18 protein-coding genes are annotated in these 13856 nt (G+C 75.4%); 5 read left to right on the forward strand and 13 right to left on the reverse strand.

Annotation, left to right across the window (positions count from 1 at the left end; genetic code table 11):
• Positions 1–42: 42 nt before the first annotated feature.
• Complete coding sequence (locus CRP39_RS16275) at positions 43–267, reverse strand: hypothetical protein (RefSeq protein WP_097207581.1); 225 nt, start codon at positions 265–267, stop codon at positions 43–45.
• 131 nt (positions 268–398) lie between these two features.
• Here CRP39_RS16275 and CRP39_RS16280 point away from each other — a divergent pair, with 131 nt between their 5' ends.
• On the forward strand, positions 399–1037 hold the full coding sequence (locus CRP39_RS16280; RefSeq protein ID WP_097207434.1) for an MBL fold metallo-hydrolase: 639 nt from the start codon (positions 399–401) through the stop codon (positions 1035–1037).
• Between the two features lie 28 nt (positions 1038–1065).
• On the opposite strand, the gene CRP39_RS16285 is transcribed toward CRP39_RS16280, so the two are convergent.
• The 3 genes from CRP39_RS16285 to CRP39_RS16295 all read right to left on the reverse strand — a co-directional run bounded on the left by CRP39_RS16285 (position 1066) and on the right by CRP39_RS16295 (position 2450).
• Entirely contained in the window at positions 1066–1341 is a 276-nt protein-coding gene (locus CRP39_RS16285; RefSeq protein ID WP_245853915.1) for a GlsB/YeaQ/YmgE family stress response membrane protein, read from the reverse strand.
• A 91-nt stretch (positions 1342–1432) separates the two neighbouring features.
• Positions 1433–1930 (reverse strand): SRPBCC family protein, encoded by a 498-nt coding sequence (locus CRP39_RS16290; RefSeq protein ID WP_097207435.1) that lies wholly within the window; start codon positions 1928–1930, stop codon positions 1433–1435.
• Between the two features lie 64 nt (positions 1931–1994).
• On the reverse strand, positions 1995–2450 hold the full coding sequence (locus CRP39_RS16295) for a MarR family winged helix-turn-helix transcriptional regulator (protein ID WP_097207436.1): 456 nt from the start codon (positions 2448–2450) through the stop codon (positions 1995–1997).
• 163 nt (positions 2451–2613) lie between these two features.
• Here CRP39_RS16295 and CRP39_RS16300 point away from each other — a divergent pair, with 163 nt between their 5' ends.
• Positions 2614–3729, forward strand: coding sequence for a phosphotransferase (locus tag CRP39_RS16300; RefSeq protein ID WP_097207437.1), 1116 nt, complete (start codon positions 2614–2616; stop codon positions 3727–3729).
• A 3-nt stretch (positions 3730–3732) separates the two neighbouring features.
• Here CRP39_RS16300 and CRP39_RS16305 read toward each other — a convergent pair whose 3' ends face one another.
• A complete protein-coding gene (locus CRP39_RS16305; RefSeq protein WP_245853916.1) occupies positions 3733–4473 on the reverse strand; it encodes a GntR family transcriptional regulator in 741 nt (246 codons plus the stop codon).
• Positions 4474–4523: 50 nt separating this feature from the next.
• Positions 4524–4790, reverse strand: a complete 267-nt coding sequence (locus tag CRP39_RS16310; RefSeq protein WP_097207584.1) for a DUF167 domain-containing protein — start codon at positions 4788–4790, stop codon at positions 4524–4526.
• 98 nt (positions 4791–4888) lie between these two features.
• Between CRP39_RS16310 and CRP39_RS16315 the strand changes: the two genes are divergently transcribed.
• Positions 4889–5458 carry a TetR/AcrR family transcriptional regulator gene (locus tag CRP39_RS16315; protein ID WP_097207438.1) on the forward strand — a complete coding sequence of 190 codons (570 nt, stop codon included), beginning with the start codon at positions 4889–4891 and terminating at the stop codon, positions 5456–5458.
• A 1-nt stretch (position 5459) separates the two neighbouring features.
• On the opposite strand, the gene CRP39_RS16320 is transcribed toward CRP39_RS16315, so the two are convergent.
• Positions 5460–6668 (reverse strand): metallophosphoesterase, encoded by a 1209-nt coding sequence (locus tag CRP39_RS16320; RefSeq protein ID WP_245853917.1) that lies wholly within the window; start codon positions 6666–6668, stop codon positions 5460–5462.
• 86 nt (positions 6669–6754) lie between these two features.
• Positions 6755–8365 carry a CYTH and CHAD domain-containing protein gene (locus tag CRP39_RS16325; protein WP_097207439.1) on the reverse strand — a complete coding sequence of 537 codons (1611 nt, stop codon included), beginning with the start codon at positions 8363–8365 and terminating at the stop codon, positions 6755–6757.
• A 150-nt stretch (positions 8366–8515) separates the two neighbouring features.
• On the opposite strand from CRP39_RS16325, the gene CRP39_RS16330 reads away from it, so the two are divergent.
• Both CRP39_RS16330 and CRP39_RS16335 read left to right on the forward strand, forming a co-directional pair.
• Complete coding sequence (locus tag CRP39_RS16330) at positions 8516–9517, forward strand: DUF2382 domain-containing protein (protein WP_097207440.1); 1002 nt, start codon at positions 8516–8518, stop codon at positions 9515–9517.
• Positions 9518–9568: 51 nt separating this feature from the next.
• The gene (locus CRP39_RS16335; RefSeq protein ID WP_183358958.1) at positions 9569–9775 is read left to right on the forward strand and encodes a DsrE family protein; all 207 of its coding nucleotides are present in this window, start codon (positions 9569–9571) and stop codon (positions 9773–9775) included.
• A 55-nt stretch (positions 9776–9830) separates the two neighbouring features.
• Here CRP39_RS16335 and CRP39_RS16340 read toward each other — a convergent pair whose 3' ends face one another.
• From CRP39_RS16340 to CRP39_RS16360, 5 genes are read right to left on the reverse strand one after another with little or no spacing between them, the layout of a single operon-like run.
• Entirely contained in the window at positions 9831–10589 is a 759-nt protein-coding gene (locus CRP39_RS16340; protein ID WP_097207441.1) for a carbon-nitrogen family hydrolase, read from the reverse strand.
• Positions 10586–11776 carry a pyridoxal phosphate-dependent aminotransferase gene (locus tag CRP39_RS16345; RefSeq protein ID WP_097207442.1) on the reverse strand — a complete coding sequence of 397 codons (1191 nt, stop codon included), beginning with the start codon at positions 11774–11776 and terminating at the stop codon, positions 10586–10588. The genes CRP39_RS16340 and CRP39_RS16345 overlap by 4 nt, the downstream gene beginning before the upstream one ends.
• Positions 11777–11816: 40 nt before the next feature.
• Positions 11817–12041, reverse strand: a complete 225-nt coding sequence (locus CRP39_RS16350; RefSeq protein ID WP_097207443.1) for an RNA-binding S4 domain-containing protein — start codon at positions 12039–12041, stop codon at positions 11817–11819.
• Complete coding sequence (locus CRP39_RS16355) at positions 12038–12844, reverse strand: MOSC domain-containing protein (protein ID WP_097207444.1); 807 nt, start codon at positions 12842–12844, stop codon at positions 12038–12040. Before CRP39_RS16355 ends, CRP39_RS16350 begins: the two co-directional genes overlap by 4 nt.
• Before the next feature lies 1 nt (position 12845).
• The gene (locus CRP39_RS16360) at positions 12846–13760 is read right to left on the reverse strand and encodes an aldose 1-epimerase family protein (protein ID WP_097207586.1); all 915 of its coding nucleotides are present in this window, start codon (positions 13758–13760) and stop codon (positions 12846–12848) included.
• Between the last annotated feature and the right edge of the window lie 96 nt (positions 13761–13856).

The raw sequence follows: 13856 nt of genomic DNA on the forward strand, positions 1-13856 counted from the left end.
CACCGCGAGCATGCGAGTGGTGGGGGGCAGGGAGGGCCTTCTTCACCGGGAGAGGACGACGCAGGTGGGGCAGACGTCGCGGGAGGTCGCCGGCCAGGGCTGCTCGACCTGGACACGGGCCAGCGACCCGCACAGGGTCAGCTCGCAGGCACCGTCGAGCTCGGCGGTGGGGCGGTGCACCTCGACCGCGTGCCACAGCGCGGCCGTGGGCCCGTGCGCCCGGCTGCGGGCGGCGACGACGGTGGAGGCGAGGGTGTGGGTGCTCATGACCAGTGCGTCGGCACGCCGGCCGGCACGGGACACGGCCCGGCGTCCGATCTCCCTCGGAGGGGTGACACGGGGGACCCGATCGCCGACCTGCCGCGGGGCAGGCAGGATGCGGTCCTGGAGGTGGTGACATGGAGCTGACCAAGCACGGCCACGCCTGCGTCGTCCTCAGCGAGGGCGACCGGCGGGTGGTCATCGACCCGGGGGCCTTCACCGATCCGGCGGTCCTCGACGGGGCCAGCGCCGTCCTGGTGACCCACGAGCACTTCGACCACTTCAGCCCGGACGTGATCCGCTCGGCGATGGACGCCGACCCGGGGCTGGAGCTGTGGACGAACCGGTCGGTGGCCGGTCAGCTGGAGGGCCTGGGCTCACGGGTGCACGTCGTCGGCGACGGGGACGCGGTCACGGTGGCCGGCTTCGACGTGACCGTGCACGGTGAGCTGCACGCGGTGATCCACCCCGACATCCCCCGGATCCTCAATGTGGGGTTCCTCGTGGGTGGGCAGGTGTTCCACCCCGGGGACGCGCTGACCGTCCCCGGTGAGCCGGTCTCGACGCTGCTGCTGCCGGTGCACGCGCCCTGGTCGAAGGTCTCGGAGGTCATCGACTACGTGCGGGCGGTCGACGCCGACCAGGCGTTCGCGGTGCACGACGGGCTGCTCAACGACACCGGGCTGGGCGTCATCGGCGGGATGCTGGGTGAGCGGGGTCCTGGCACGCCGACCCCCTACAGCCGCCTGGCCCCCGGGGACTCGGTCGACCTCTGAGAGGTCGACCGGGCCCCCGGGGCGGGGCTCACCGGACGGCGCGGTTGCTGCGCCCCGACATGCCGACGTACAGGCCGACCAGGATGACGGCGGCCACCACGGCGAGGATGAAGCCGAGGATGTTCAGCTCGAAGATGTCCCCGGTCCCGATCAGGCTGGCGATGAACCCGCCGATCAGAGCCCCGAGGACGCCGAGCACCATCGTGGCGAGGATGCTCATCTGCTGCTTGCCCGGCTTGAGCAGGCGGGCCAGCGCTCCGATGATCAGACCGACGACGATGAGCCCGAGGATGTCCCAGATCACGGTGTTCTCCCTTGCGCTCGCGGACCCGCCCCGGTGGGCGGACCCATTCGGCGAGATGGCTACCCCAAGATCACTGCCGCACACCTGCTGGTCACCCGATCGTGGACCTGCCGCCGCCCGCGGACAACAGGTCCACGTGCGCGGGGAGCTTCTCCAGCTCGCCGTCGACGGTGCGCTGGACCATCTGCCGGACGCCGCTGCGCATCAGCCGGTGGACGAGCCGGTTGCCGCCCCGGGGCTCGTGGCTGACGGTGATCGTGACCCGGGTGGCGCCCGGTCCGGCGTCGGCGAGCTCGATGCGGGTGGTCCACGTCTCGGGCGTGAGCTCCAGCCGGGTGGTGACGGCCCGCTTCGGCTCCCAGTCGACGATCTCGCCGCGGGGCGCGCCGGCCGGCGGCTCCGCGCCGTCCTCCAGCGTGCCGGGAACGCAGACGAACGTCGTCCCACGGCCCGGTGACCCGGAGCCGTCGACGACGTAGGAGACGTCGCAGACGGAACAGTAGGGCGAGAGGACGGCGAGCGCCCGCCACACCCGGCTCCGGTCGTAGGGCACCTCGCGGGCGCCGCTGGCGGTGACCGGCTGGGGCATGGGACCTCCGGGGACGTGGGGGAGCGACGGCCGACGGCCGACGGCTCCGGTCGCCCGCCCGACGTTAGTCGGCGCCGGTGCGCGTCCCGCCGACGGCGAGGTCGGTCAGGACGGTGCGGGCGCAGGCCCACCGGTCGTCGCCCACCCGGGCCGCCCACTCCCGCTCGACGCCGGCCAGCCGGGCGCGCACCGCCTCGTTGACCTCCCGGCCCCGCGGGCTGAGCCGGACCAGCCGGGCCCGCCGGTCGGAGGGGTCGGGACCCACCTCGACGTAGCCGCCGACCTCCAGCGGCGCCAGGGCCTGGGCCAGCGCCTGCTTGGTCAGCCCGCTGTCCTCGGTGAGCCGGCTCAGCCGCTCCCCCTCCGGCGGCAGGAACGACAGCAGCCGGTAGTGGCGCGCCCGCAGCCCGGGGAAGCGGGCGTCGCTGAGGGCGTAGAGCTCGTCGCGCAACCGCAGCATCATGAGCTCGAACAGGGTCGAGACCAGCGGCTCCGGCCGGCCGTTGACAGCAGTGGACAAGCTGCTTCACCATCTCCGTGTCAGACAAGGTGCTTGACCATCATCCCACGAGGTCCGCCATGACGACCCTCCCCGCCATGTACCGCTGGTCCCTGCTGCTCCCGCGCCCGCGACACCCCTGGCACCCGGCCCCGCCACCCCCGCCCGCGCCCTCCGCGGCCCGGTGACCGCGCTGCCCGGCGGCCTCGCCGTCGACGAACTGGGCGGGCACCTCCGCCGCTGGACCGGCCGCGCCGGGCTCGTCGTCGACGCGGTGACCTGCACGCCGATCCCGCACCGCATCTCCGCCCCCACCACCCGCGCGCTCACGCGGGTCACGGTCGCGACCGCCGACGGCGCCCTCCCCCTGCGCCTGGTCGCCAAGGAGCTGCAGGCCGCGCGCCACGGCCTGCCACCGCAGATGCCCGACGACACCCGGGCCCACCTCGACGCCCTCATCCCGTGGCGCCTGGAGGCCGACGTCCTCACCGGCGACGTGGCCACGCTGATGCCGCCGGGCCTGCGGACGCCGGACGTCGTCGCCGTGCACGAGCAGGACGGCGACCGCCTGACCCTGTGGCTGGAGGACGCCGACCCGGTCGACGCCCCCTGGACGAGCGCCGACACCGCCCGCGCGGCGAGCCGCCTGGGGCGGCTCACCGCGCGGCGGGTGGGCCGGTCGATGCCGCCGACGCCGGGCGGGGACCTGCTCACCTCGTACCGGGACGAGCAGCTGGGCGCCTGGGCGGTGCCCTGGCTGCTGGACGACGCCACCTGGGCACACCCGCTGTTCCGGCTGCCCGAGGTCGCGGCGCTCCGGGAGGAGGTCTGCACGCTGGCCGGCCGGGTGGCCGACGTCCACGCGCGGCTGGCGGACCTGCCGCTGCTGCCGGCCCACGGCGACCCCACCCCGATGAACCTGCTGCGTCCCCGGCGCGATCCCCAGGGGTTCGTGCTCGTGGACTGGGGGATGACCGGGTCCGCACCCGCCGGCTTCGACCTGCTGCCGCTGGTGTTCGGCCGGGCGGAGTCCGGGGTCGGCCCCCCCGAGGAGGTGCCGGCGCTGCTCGACATCGCCGTCCCGGCGTACCGCGCGGGGCTGGCGGCCGAGGGGGTCGACGTCCCGCTCGCCGACCTGGCGGCCGGGGTTCGCACGGCGGCTCAGCTCCGCTACCCGTGCACCACCATGCCGCTGACACTGACCATGGAGCCGGTGACCGACGCCGCCGTCACCCGTGCCCGGGAGCGCGCCGCCTTCGTGCGGATGGTCCTCGACCTCCCGGCGGTCCTGCCCGTGTGACCCTCAGCGGCCACCGACGGAGACCTCGAACTCGACCTGGCTGACGTCGGGGCGCAGCCGGGAGTAGCTGTGCACCTGGGGCCGGCCGGCGCTGTCACGGACCGTCGTCCGGACGACGAGCAGCGGCGAGCCGGCGATCACGCCGAGCACCTCGGCCTCGTCCGGCGCCGCGGTGCCCACGTCGACCACGATCCGGGCGTGGGCGAGGTCGGCGGAGTACTCCCTCCGGAGGAAGTCGTAGAGGGAACCCTCGCTGAAGTCCTCCTCGGCGGCCCGCGGGTAGGCCGAGGCCGCCATGAAGCTGTGCGCGACGTGGTTGGGGGTGCCGTCCACGCTGCGCAGCCGGACCAGCTCGATGACGTCGGTCGCCGTCTCCAGGCCCAGCTCAGCGGCGATCGGGGGCTGGACGGGCACGATCCGCTGGGTGAGCACGGCGGTGCCCACCTGGGCGCCCTGCTCGGTCATCACCGAGTTGAACCCGGCGATGCGGTGCACGAAGCTCTCGCGGTACTCGTGGCGGATCGGCGGGCGGGTCACGTAGGTCCCGCGGCCCTGCTCGCGCACCAGGTGCCCGTCGGCCACGAGCCCGTCGACGGCCCGGCGCAGCGTGATCCGGCTGACCCCGTACTCGGCACACAGCACCGGCTCCGGGGGGAGCAGGGTGTGCTCGGGCAGCGCGGACACCCGGCGGCGCAGGTGCTCGCGGACCGCGAGGTACTTCGGTCCCTGCACGGCGCTCGTCACGCCGCAAAGGTACTGGACCAGTAGACGTCTGGTCGTCTGAGACGTCTGTCTCAGCCGGTCGGGTGGCCCAGGAGGGCCGTCAGCCGGGCGGGGTCGGCCCCGTCGACCTCCACCACCTTGGTGCGGCTGGTGGGGCCGCTGACCAGGGTCACCTGCCGGCGCCGCACGCCCAGCGCCGCCGCCACGGCGGCCAACGCCGCCTCGGTGGCCCGACCATCGACGGGCCGGGCGGCCACCCGGACGACGAGCGCGCCGTCGTGGCTGCCGCCGACCACGGTGCGGCCGGCGCCGGGCCACACCAGGATGGTCACGCGCACCCGGCCAGTGTCCACTCCGGTGCCGACGAGGAGGTTGAGATCGAAACCACGCGGGTACGTGCGCATCCCGCATCGACGTGGCCGGAGGATGGTCGCTTGTGACCGAGCCGCATGACCACCGCGCCCGCCGACGACAGGCCACCCACCGGCGCATCTACACCACCGCCATGCGGCTGTTCACCGAGCACGGCTACGACGCGGTGACCGTCGGCCACATCGCCGCGGCCTCGAAGGTCTCGGTGCCGACGTTCTACGACCACTTCCCGAGCAAGGAACACATCGTCCTGCCGATGCCGGAGCCCGGCGAGGTCCAGCAGGCCCTGGCCGCGCAGCCCGAGGGGCTGAGCATCGCCGAACGGATGCGCGTGGGGATCCTCGCCTGGCTGGGCAGCTTCCAGGGACCCGACCGGGACGAGCTGCTCGAGCGCTGGCGGATCGTGGTCACCACCCCGGGACTGCGCACCCGGGCGGCCACGTTCGAGCGGGCCACCGCGGAGATGGTGCTGGACGTCGTCCAGCCCGACGACCGGGCCGTCGTCCCCGACGTCGTCGTGAACGCCAGCCTGTCGGCCTACACCCAGATCCTGGTGCGCTGGGCGGAGGGCGAGGGCAAGGTGCCGCTGGAGGACGTCGCCGAGCAGGTCCTGGCGGCGCTCCGGCAGCTCTGACCTACGGCGCCCGCAGCTCGATCACCGAGACCTCCGGGCGGGCGCCGATCCGCATCGGCGGTCCCCAGAACCCCGCGCCCGGGGTGACGTAGAGCTGGGTGTCGCCCACCCGCGACCGGCCCTGCACGGCCGGCTGGTCCAGGCGGATCGCGTAGTCGAAGGGCCAGAGCTGACCGCCGTGGGTGTGCCCGGACACCTGCAGGTCCACCCCGGCGGCCCGGGCCTGCTCCACCATCACCGGCTGGTGGGCCAGCAGCACGACGGGCGTGGCGTCGTCCCGGCCGTCGAGTGCGGCGTCGAGGTCGGCACCATGGCCGGGCAGGCCGGAGCGGTCGGCCGTCCGGTCGTCGATGCCGGCCAGGTCGAACGACGCGCCGCCGCGGCGGATCGCCACCCGCTCGTTGCGCAGCACCTGCACCCCGAGGGTGGGCAGGTGCCGCAGCCAGGCGGTCGTGTCGACGAAGTACTCGTGGTTGCCGGTCACGAAGTAGACGCCCTGGTCGCTCACCAGGTCGGCCAGCGGGGCGACGTCGTCCCGCAGGTCGGCGACCTCGCCGTCGACCAGGTCACCGACGATGGCCACGACGTCGGGCCGCTGGGCGTTGACGATCTCCACCAGCCGCTCGAAGCGCCGCCCGCCGTACGTGGTGGAGAGGTGGCCGTCGGAGAAGGTGACGATGCGCAGGCCGTCGAGGGCCGGGTCCAGACCCGCCAGGGTCACCGGCACCCGGCGGACGACGGGGGCCGAGTTCGCCAGGTGGGCGCCGGTGCCCGCGGTGCCCAGCGCGACCACGCCGGCCGTGAGCGCCAGTCCGCGGGCGACGAACAGCCGCCGGGAGGGGTCGATGACCTCGTGCTCCGGCTGGACCGCCTCCCGCTCGGGGGCCGCGCCGCTCGGCAGCACCGCGACCGGTGCCCCGACGACCTCCGCACGCCGGCTCCGGGCCCAGGGTCGCAGGAGCAGCCGGACCGGCTCGAGCACCAGCAGCGTCAGGAACGTGTAGAAGGCGACGCCCAGCCAGGTGAAGCCCACCCAGTCGGCGGCGACCGCACCGGCGCCGTCCCCGTCGAGGAAGACGGCCAGCACCGGCAACGCAGCGAGGACCAGCAGGCCGAGGGTGAGCCACCGCCGGACCCGGCCACGCCGCGTGGTGCTGCGCACCAGCCGCCACCACAGGTAGCCGTGGAGGATCAGCAAGGCGGACAGCACGATCGTGCCGAAGCCGAGCAGACCGAGGATGGACAGGGCGGACCTCGCTTCGCCGGGGGTGGTGCCGCGATCCTGCGTGAGCCCGGTCAGCCGGCGCGGGAGGCCGCGCGGACGGCCTTCCGCAGCGAGGGCTCCAGCGCCCAGAAGGCGTCCGTGGCACGGGCCGCGCGGGCCTCCTCCAGACCGTGCAGCCGGCCGAAGGACCAGGCGTTCTCGCCCGCGGCGAAGGCGAGCAGCCCGAGGCGGGTGCAGTACGCCCGGGTGATGACGGTGTCCTGGACGGTGCCGAGTGCGTCCTGGACCCGCTGCATGTCCGCGACGAGGTCCTCCGCCGGCGTCCCGAGCAGGCCGGCGGCGACCTCGGCGGTGTACCGGACCCGCTTGGCGGCCTTGCGGACCGCGTGCAGGGCGTGCTCGCGCTCCTCCCCCTCGGCGGCCTGCGCCGCCGCGACCGCACGCCGCAGCCGCCTGCCCGCGCGCCGCACCGCGTCGGCGACCACGGCCGGTGCCGGGTCGCCCGCGGCGGCGGTGAGCGGCGGGTCGGCCAGCAGCGCGTCCAGGGCGTCGAGCAGGCGCAGGTAGCGGCGGTCGGCGAGGGCGCGGGTCACCGCCCGCGCGCCCGCCTCGTGGTCGGAGACCGCCGTCTGCTGCAGGCGGGCCGCGACCGGGCCGAGCACCAGCTCGGGCGGCTGCTCGGCGACCAGGGCCCGCAGGTGTGCCAGCGCCACCTCGCCGTCGCGCGCGCCGGACAGCTGCTCCCCCACCCACCGCAGCTCCTCACGCAGCGGGTCGGTCTGCTCGCGGTCCAGGACGGGGCGGAAGGCGGCGAGGATGCTCCGCAGCCGCCGGCACGCGACGCGGACGTCGTGCACGCCGTCCTCCTGGCCCGTGCGGACGGCGAGATCGGCTGCCCTCAGTGCCGTCAGCTGGCCGGCCAGAGCGGCGACGACGACGGCGCCGGCTCCAGATGCTGGATCCGCCTTCGCGCCCGCGCCGCCCTTCTTCTCGCGCCGCTTGCCCTTCTTCCCGTTGCCGGCCGGCCCACCGTCGGCCCCGGCCCCGGGCGCGGTCGCCGGAGCCGGGAGGCGGCCGTCGAGTACCCGGCCCACCTTCGACGGCGACGCCGACACCCGGGCGCCGGCGTCGACCAGCCGCTCGGTGACGGCGTCGAGCAGCGCCGCGTCGCCGTCGACAAGCTCGACCTCCACCTCGCGCCAGATCGTGACGGTGGCCGGCTCGCCCGGAACGGCGGCCAGCGCGGTCCCGTGGACGACGTCCTCGGCCACCTCGGCCAGCACCCGGCCCTCGCCGTCGAGCAGGGGGTGCACCACGCGGCGGGTGCTCAGGGTGGCGACCGGCGCCGGGGCCGCCGTCCCGAGCTGGCCCAGGACGGGGGCGAGGACGGCCTTGGGCACGGTGCGGGAGGCGCGGCCCAGCGGCTGGTGCAGCTCCCGCCGGGCGCCGGCTCCCGCGGGGAGCTTCACGTGCCAGCCGGCGTCCGGGCCGCCGGTGCGGCGGCGGAGCGTCACGCGGGACCGCAGCAGGCGCAGGTCGGCCGTGTCGTAGTACGTCGCCTCGAGCTCGTGGGTCTGCGGCTCCCCCATCGACGCGACCTCGCCGACGCCGGCCAGGTCCGGGAGCGCGAAGGACTCCTCGGCCTCGAACTTGCGCTCGATCTCCAGGTGCTCGGTGGTCACGACGATCCACGGTAGGCCAGGTCGCGCCTGGCCAGCACGTCACCGCACCCGCCACCCGCCCGGCCGGGCGATGTTCACCGAGCGCCCCGGCTGGGCACGCTGACGGCAGGGAGCGCCCAGCGCGGGGCCTCCGGCGAGGGGAGCCGACCGATGTTGAGCGAGCGAGAACTGTCCGCGGCGATCGGCAGCACCGCCTACGATTCCGACGGGCACAAGATCGGCACGGTCGAGCACTTCTTCACCGACGACCGGACGGGCGCGCCCACCTGGGTCGCCGTCTCCACCGGCCTGCTCGGCACCCGCCGCTCCGTGGTCCCCGCGGCGGAGGCCGCCTTCGTCGACGGCGCCCTGCAGCTGCCGGTGACGCGGGACGCCGTCCGCAGCGCGCCGCACGTCTCCGATGAGCGCCTCGACCCGGACGCCGAGGCGCTGTTGCGCCGGCACTACGAGGCCGAGGCCGCCGGTGGCGGGGCGGCGACCAGGGACGAGACCGTCGGCGGGGCAGCACCCGGGGACGGGACGACGACCGGGGCCGCCGGTGGAGACGCCGCCGGCGGCTCCACCGACGGTGGCGCCCTCCACGGCCCCGCGGTCGGGAGCAGCGGCCCCGCGGTCCGGAGCAGCGGCCCCGCGGTCGGGACCAGGGGCCCCGCCGGCGACGTCGCGGCCGGTGCCGGCGGCGCGGCGGGTGCCGGCGCGGGCGCCGCGGCGACCCCGGCGCCGGACGCCGGCGGGGCGATGACCCGCAGCGAGGAGCAGCTGCGGGTGGGCACCGAGCGCGTGGCGACCACCCGCGCCCGGCTGGTGAAGTACGTGGTCACCGAGGAGGTGACGATCACCGTCCCGATCCGCCGCGAGGAGATCCGCGTGGAGCAGGTGCCGGTCGACGCCCCCGACGCCGGCCCCGGGGAGTCCCTGGCCCCCGACACCGCCGGCACCTCCACCGGGGCCCCTGTCGGGTCCGCGTCGTCCGGCGGCCCCGCGGGGCTGCCCGAGGAGATCGTCCTGCACGCCGAGCGGCCGGTCGTCACCGTCGAGGTGGTGCCGGTGGAGCGGGTGCGGCTGCGCACCGACGTCGTCACCGGTCAGGAACAGGTCACCGAGCAGGTGCAGCGCGAGCAGATCGTCGTCGACGAGGACCGCCTCCGCTGATCCGAGCCGCCGCCGGCGGGGGCCCCACGGTGGCGCGGCGACCCGCGCGCGGTGTCGCGCCGTGTCCACCCACCACCGCCGCTGCGGTCGCTGCCGGAGCGCTACGCCGTCGGCGGCGGGCGCTACTTCGTCTGCCCGATCTGCTTCGACGCCAAGGGCCTGGACGAGGGCGACCTCATCGCCGGAGCGGAGCTGGCCGGGACCGTCCCGATGTGGCAGTGGATCGGCGAGGACGACGCCGGCACCTTCAGCTACTGACCGACGACCGGCCACCGAGGAGACCCGTCGGGGTTCCGCCCACGGGTCCCCTCCGTCAGCGGCGGTCGGGGAGGAAGCGCAGCTGATCGCGGGTGGCGGTCACCGCGGCCGGATCGACGTCGGCCAGCACGAACGTCTCGCTCCCGGCCGCGGTGGCGAGCAGCTCCCCCATCGGGTCGACCACCATGCTGTCGCCGGCGTGCTCGGTGCCGTCGCCGGCGGCGCCGACCCGGTTGCAGCCGACCACGTAGGCCTGGTTCTCGATGGCCCGGGCCCGCAGCAGCGTCTGCCAGTGGTGCCGGCGGCGAGCCGGCCAGTTCGCCGTCACCAGGTAGACGTCGGTGTCCAGCGCCGCGGACCAGAAGACGTCGGCGAAGCGCAGGTCGTAGCAGATGAACGGGGTGACCCGCAGACCGCCGATCTCCACCGTCAACGGCTTCTCGCCGGCGCGGAACCGCTCGTGCTCGCCGCCGTGGGTGAACGGGTGCAGCTTCCGGTAGCGGTGCACGGTGCCGTCCGGACCGGCCATGACCAGCGAGTTGTAGGGCAACTGGCCGTCGGGGGCCACCTCCGGGCAGCTGCCGGCCACCCACACCCCGTGCTCGGCCGCCTGCGCCTGCAGGAACTGCGACGACGGCCCGCCCTCCGGCTCACCGATTCCGGGGGTCATCGTGAACCCGGTCGAGAACGTCTCGCTCAGCAGGACGAACTCCGCCCCCGCGCCGACCGCGCGGGCCACCTGGGGGGCCAGCCGCGCGAAGTTCGCCGTCCGGTCCTCCCAGACGATGTCGTGCTGTACCGCTGCGATCCTCACGACCTCATCCTCCCCAGTCGCTCCACCGCCTCGCCGAGCACGGCGTCGCCCTTGCAGAAGGCGAAGCGCACGAGGTGACGGCCCAGGTGCGCGTGCGCCGGGTCGTAGAAGACCACGGTCGGGATGGCGACGACACCCGCCCGCTCGGGGAGCGCCCGGCAGAAGGCCACGCCGTCGCCGTCGGGCTGCACCGGCCGGACGTCGACGGTCGCGAAGTACGTCGCCTGCGGGCTGATCACGGGCAGCCCGGCCTCCGTCAGGCCCTGCACCAGGACGTCGCGGCGGTACTCGAGGTCCCCGGCGATCGCGTCGAAGTACTCGTCGGGCAGCCGCAGGCCGGCCGCGACCGCCGGCTGGAACGGGCCCGCGTTGACGTAGGTGAGGAACTGCTTGGCGGTGCGGACGGCGGCCACCAGCTCGGCCGGGCCGCAGATCCAGCCGACCTTCCAGCCGGTCACGTTGAACGTCTTCCCCGCGCTGCTGACCACCAGGGTGCGCTCGCGCATGCCGGGGAACGTCGCGATCGAGGTGTGCTGGGCGCCGGTGAAGACCAGGTGCTCGTACACCTCGTCGGTGAGCACGAGCAGCTCGTGCTCCATGGCCAGCGCCGCCAGCGTGCCGAGCTCGGCGCGGGTGAAGACCTTGCCGGTCGGGTTGTGCGGGCTGTTGAGCAGCAGCAGCCGCGCCCGCGGGGTGACCGCGGCACGCAGCTCGGCGACGTCGAAGGTCCACTGGCCGGCACCGGACGCCGGGGGCCGCAGCGGCACCGGCCGGGCGACGCCGCCGGCCATCGCGATGCCCGCCGCGTAGCAGTCGTACATCGGCTCGAACAGCACCACCTCGTCACCGGGCTCGAGCAGGGCCAGCAGCGACGCCGACAGCGCCTCCGTGGCACCGGCCGTCACGAGGACCTCGTCGGCCGGGGCGTAGCCGTGCCCGCCGAAGCGCTGGACGTGCTCGGCGATCGCCGCCCGCAGCTCCGGGATGCCCGGCCCCGGCGGGTACTGGTCGTGCGCGGTGCCGATGGCCGCGCGGGCGACGTCGAGGACCTCGGGTGGGCCGGGGTAGTCCGGGAAGCCCTGGCCGAGGTTGATCGCGCCCGTGGTGACGGCGAGCGCACTCATCTCGGCGAAGACCGTCGTCCCGAAGCCCTGCAGGCGGGCCGACAGGTACGGCGCGCGGGTCATGCCCCCAGCCTGGCAGACCCCGTTCCACGTGGAACCCGCATCACGCGATGCGCACGTCCTCCATGCCCTCGACGCTCACCACGTCGCCCCGGCGGACCTGGCGGCCGCGGCGCTCCTCCGGCTCGCCGTTGACCCGGACGGCGCCGGTGAGCAGGACGTCCTTCACCTGGGCACCGGTCGGGACGGCGTCGACCAGCTTCAGCAGCTGGCCGAGCCGGATGGTCTCCTCGCCCGGCCGGAGGTCGACGGTGCGCACGGCGGTCATCCTGCAGTGTCACCGTCGGCTTCCGCGCCCCGGTCCGCTCCTCGCTCGCCGGCGCTCGCTGCGATGCTCCCGCGGCTGTCCGCCTCCCCGAGGTCCACGAGCTCGTCGCCCACCGCAACGGCGCCCGGGTGCGCCACCAGCGCCCCGATCGCCAGCATGCCGCCACGCTCGCGGTGCACCGTCCTGAGCACCGACGTGTCCCGGCCGATGCCGCCGGGCTGCGGGCGGGTCACCATGACGCAGCGGGGGATCGGCGCGACGACGTCCAGCCCGACGCCGCCCACACGCACCCGCGTGCCGACCAGCGCGTCCTCGCCGGACCCGTCCAGCAGCACGTTGGCGCGGAACCGCCGCCGGTCCCAGGTGCCCAGCGTGCCGGTCGAGACCAGCGAGACGCGGATGCGGGAGCTGTCGTGGAAGGCCCCGCGCGCCCCGGTGAAGGCGTCCCAGGCGTACTCGTCGTCGTCCTCCACCTCGAACGGGTTCTCGTACTGCCGGTCGCCGGGCGCGTCGGCCGCGGCCCGCAGCGTGACCGGCCGGCCCAGCCACACCGACAGGACGGCGTCGTCGGCGGTGACGGTGCCGTCGGGCAGCACCACCTCGACCTCGCCGTCGGGGCGCAGCCGGGCGGCGGCGAACAGCAGGTCGGACACGCGGCGGGCGGTCAGGCCGAACCCCGTGTCGACGTCGAAGAGGGCCCACTGCCGGTCCCCGGTCAGCCCCTCCGGGCCCACCTCGACGGCGGTCAGGCGCTCTCCCTGCAGCGACTTGACCGGGTACCGCCACAGCTCCGCGACGCGCACGTCAGGCCTCCCAGCTCAGGGTCCACGTGCCGGCCCACTCCGCGCCGGGCGCCAGGACGACGAGATCGACGCCATCGGCCAGGGCGTTGGGCGGGCAGGTCATCGGCTCCACAGCGACGCTGCGCCGCCGCTGGCCCGCGGGCAGCGTGTCACCGGTGAACACCTGCAGCCAGGGCCAGGAGCGGTCGACGGCGAGCTCCAGCGCCCCGGCCGGCCCGGTCAACCGGACGCGCGCCCAGCCGTCGGCGTCCCGGTCCAGGTCGGTGAGCGGGGTGTCGAGGGCGCGGTCACCGATCCGGCCGACGGCGCCGTCGAAGGGCCGCCGCTCCCCGGTGGGTAGGCCGCCGTCGTCGACGACGAGCTCGGTGCGCGCGGGCAGGTGGAGCTCGGCGTCCCCGACGCCGCCGTCGTCCCGCGCGCCGACGGCGAGGTAGGGGTGCATCCCGGCCCCGAACGGAGCCGGCTCGGCACCGGCGTTGCGGACGCGGACGGTGACCCGCAGCCCCGTGGGCGCCAGCGCGTGGTCGATGGCCACCAGCAGCCGGAAGGGGTACCCGGGGCGCGGCTCGACGACGGTGCCGACGGTGACCGCGTCGTCGGACCGGTCGAGCACCGTCCACGGCTGCCAGGAGAGCAGCCCGTGCGCCGCGTTGGGCGTGTCCGGCGAGGCGACGTCGAGCTGCAGGTCGCGGCCGGCCCAGGACCAGCGCCCACCGCGCAGTCGGTTGGGCCAGGGCAGCAGCACGCCGCCCCGCCGTCCCGACGGGATCGTGCCCGCCGGGTAGCCGTCGAGCACCTCGCGGCCGCCCACCGTCAGCGCCCGGACGCCCCCACCGCGCAGGTCGACCGCCAGCCGCGCGGCACCCGCCACCACCTCGACCCCACCCGGCTCGGCCACCGGCCACGTCCCGCTCATGGCCGCCACCCCACCACAGTCCACCGACACCGGCGCCCGCGGACGCCTCAGGACAGATCGCGCTCGTAGTACAGGGAGCAGCCGGCGTCGGGCTCC

The organism is Geodermatophilus sabuli (assembly GCF_900215145.1).
Taxonomy (GTDB): Bacteria; Actinomycetota; Actinomycetes; order Mycobacteriales; family Geodermatophilaceae; genus Geodermatophilus; species Geodermatophilus sabuli.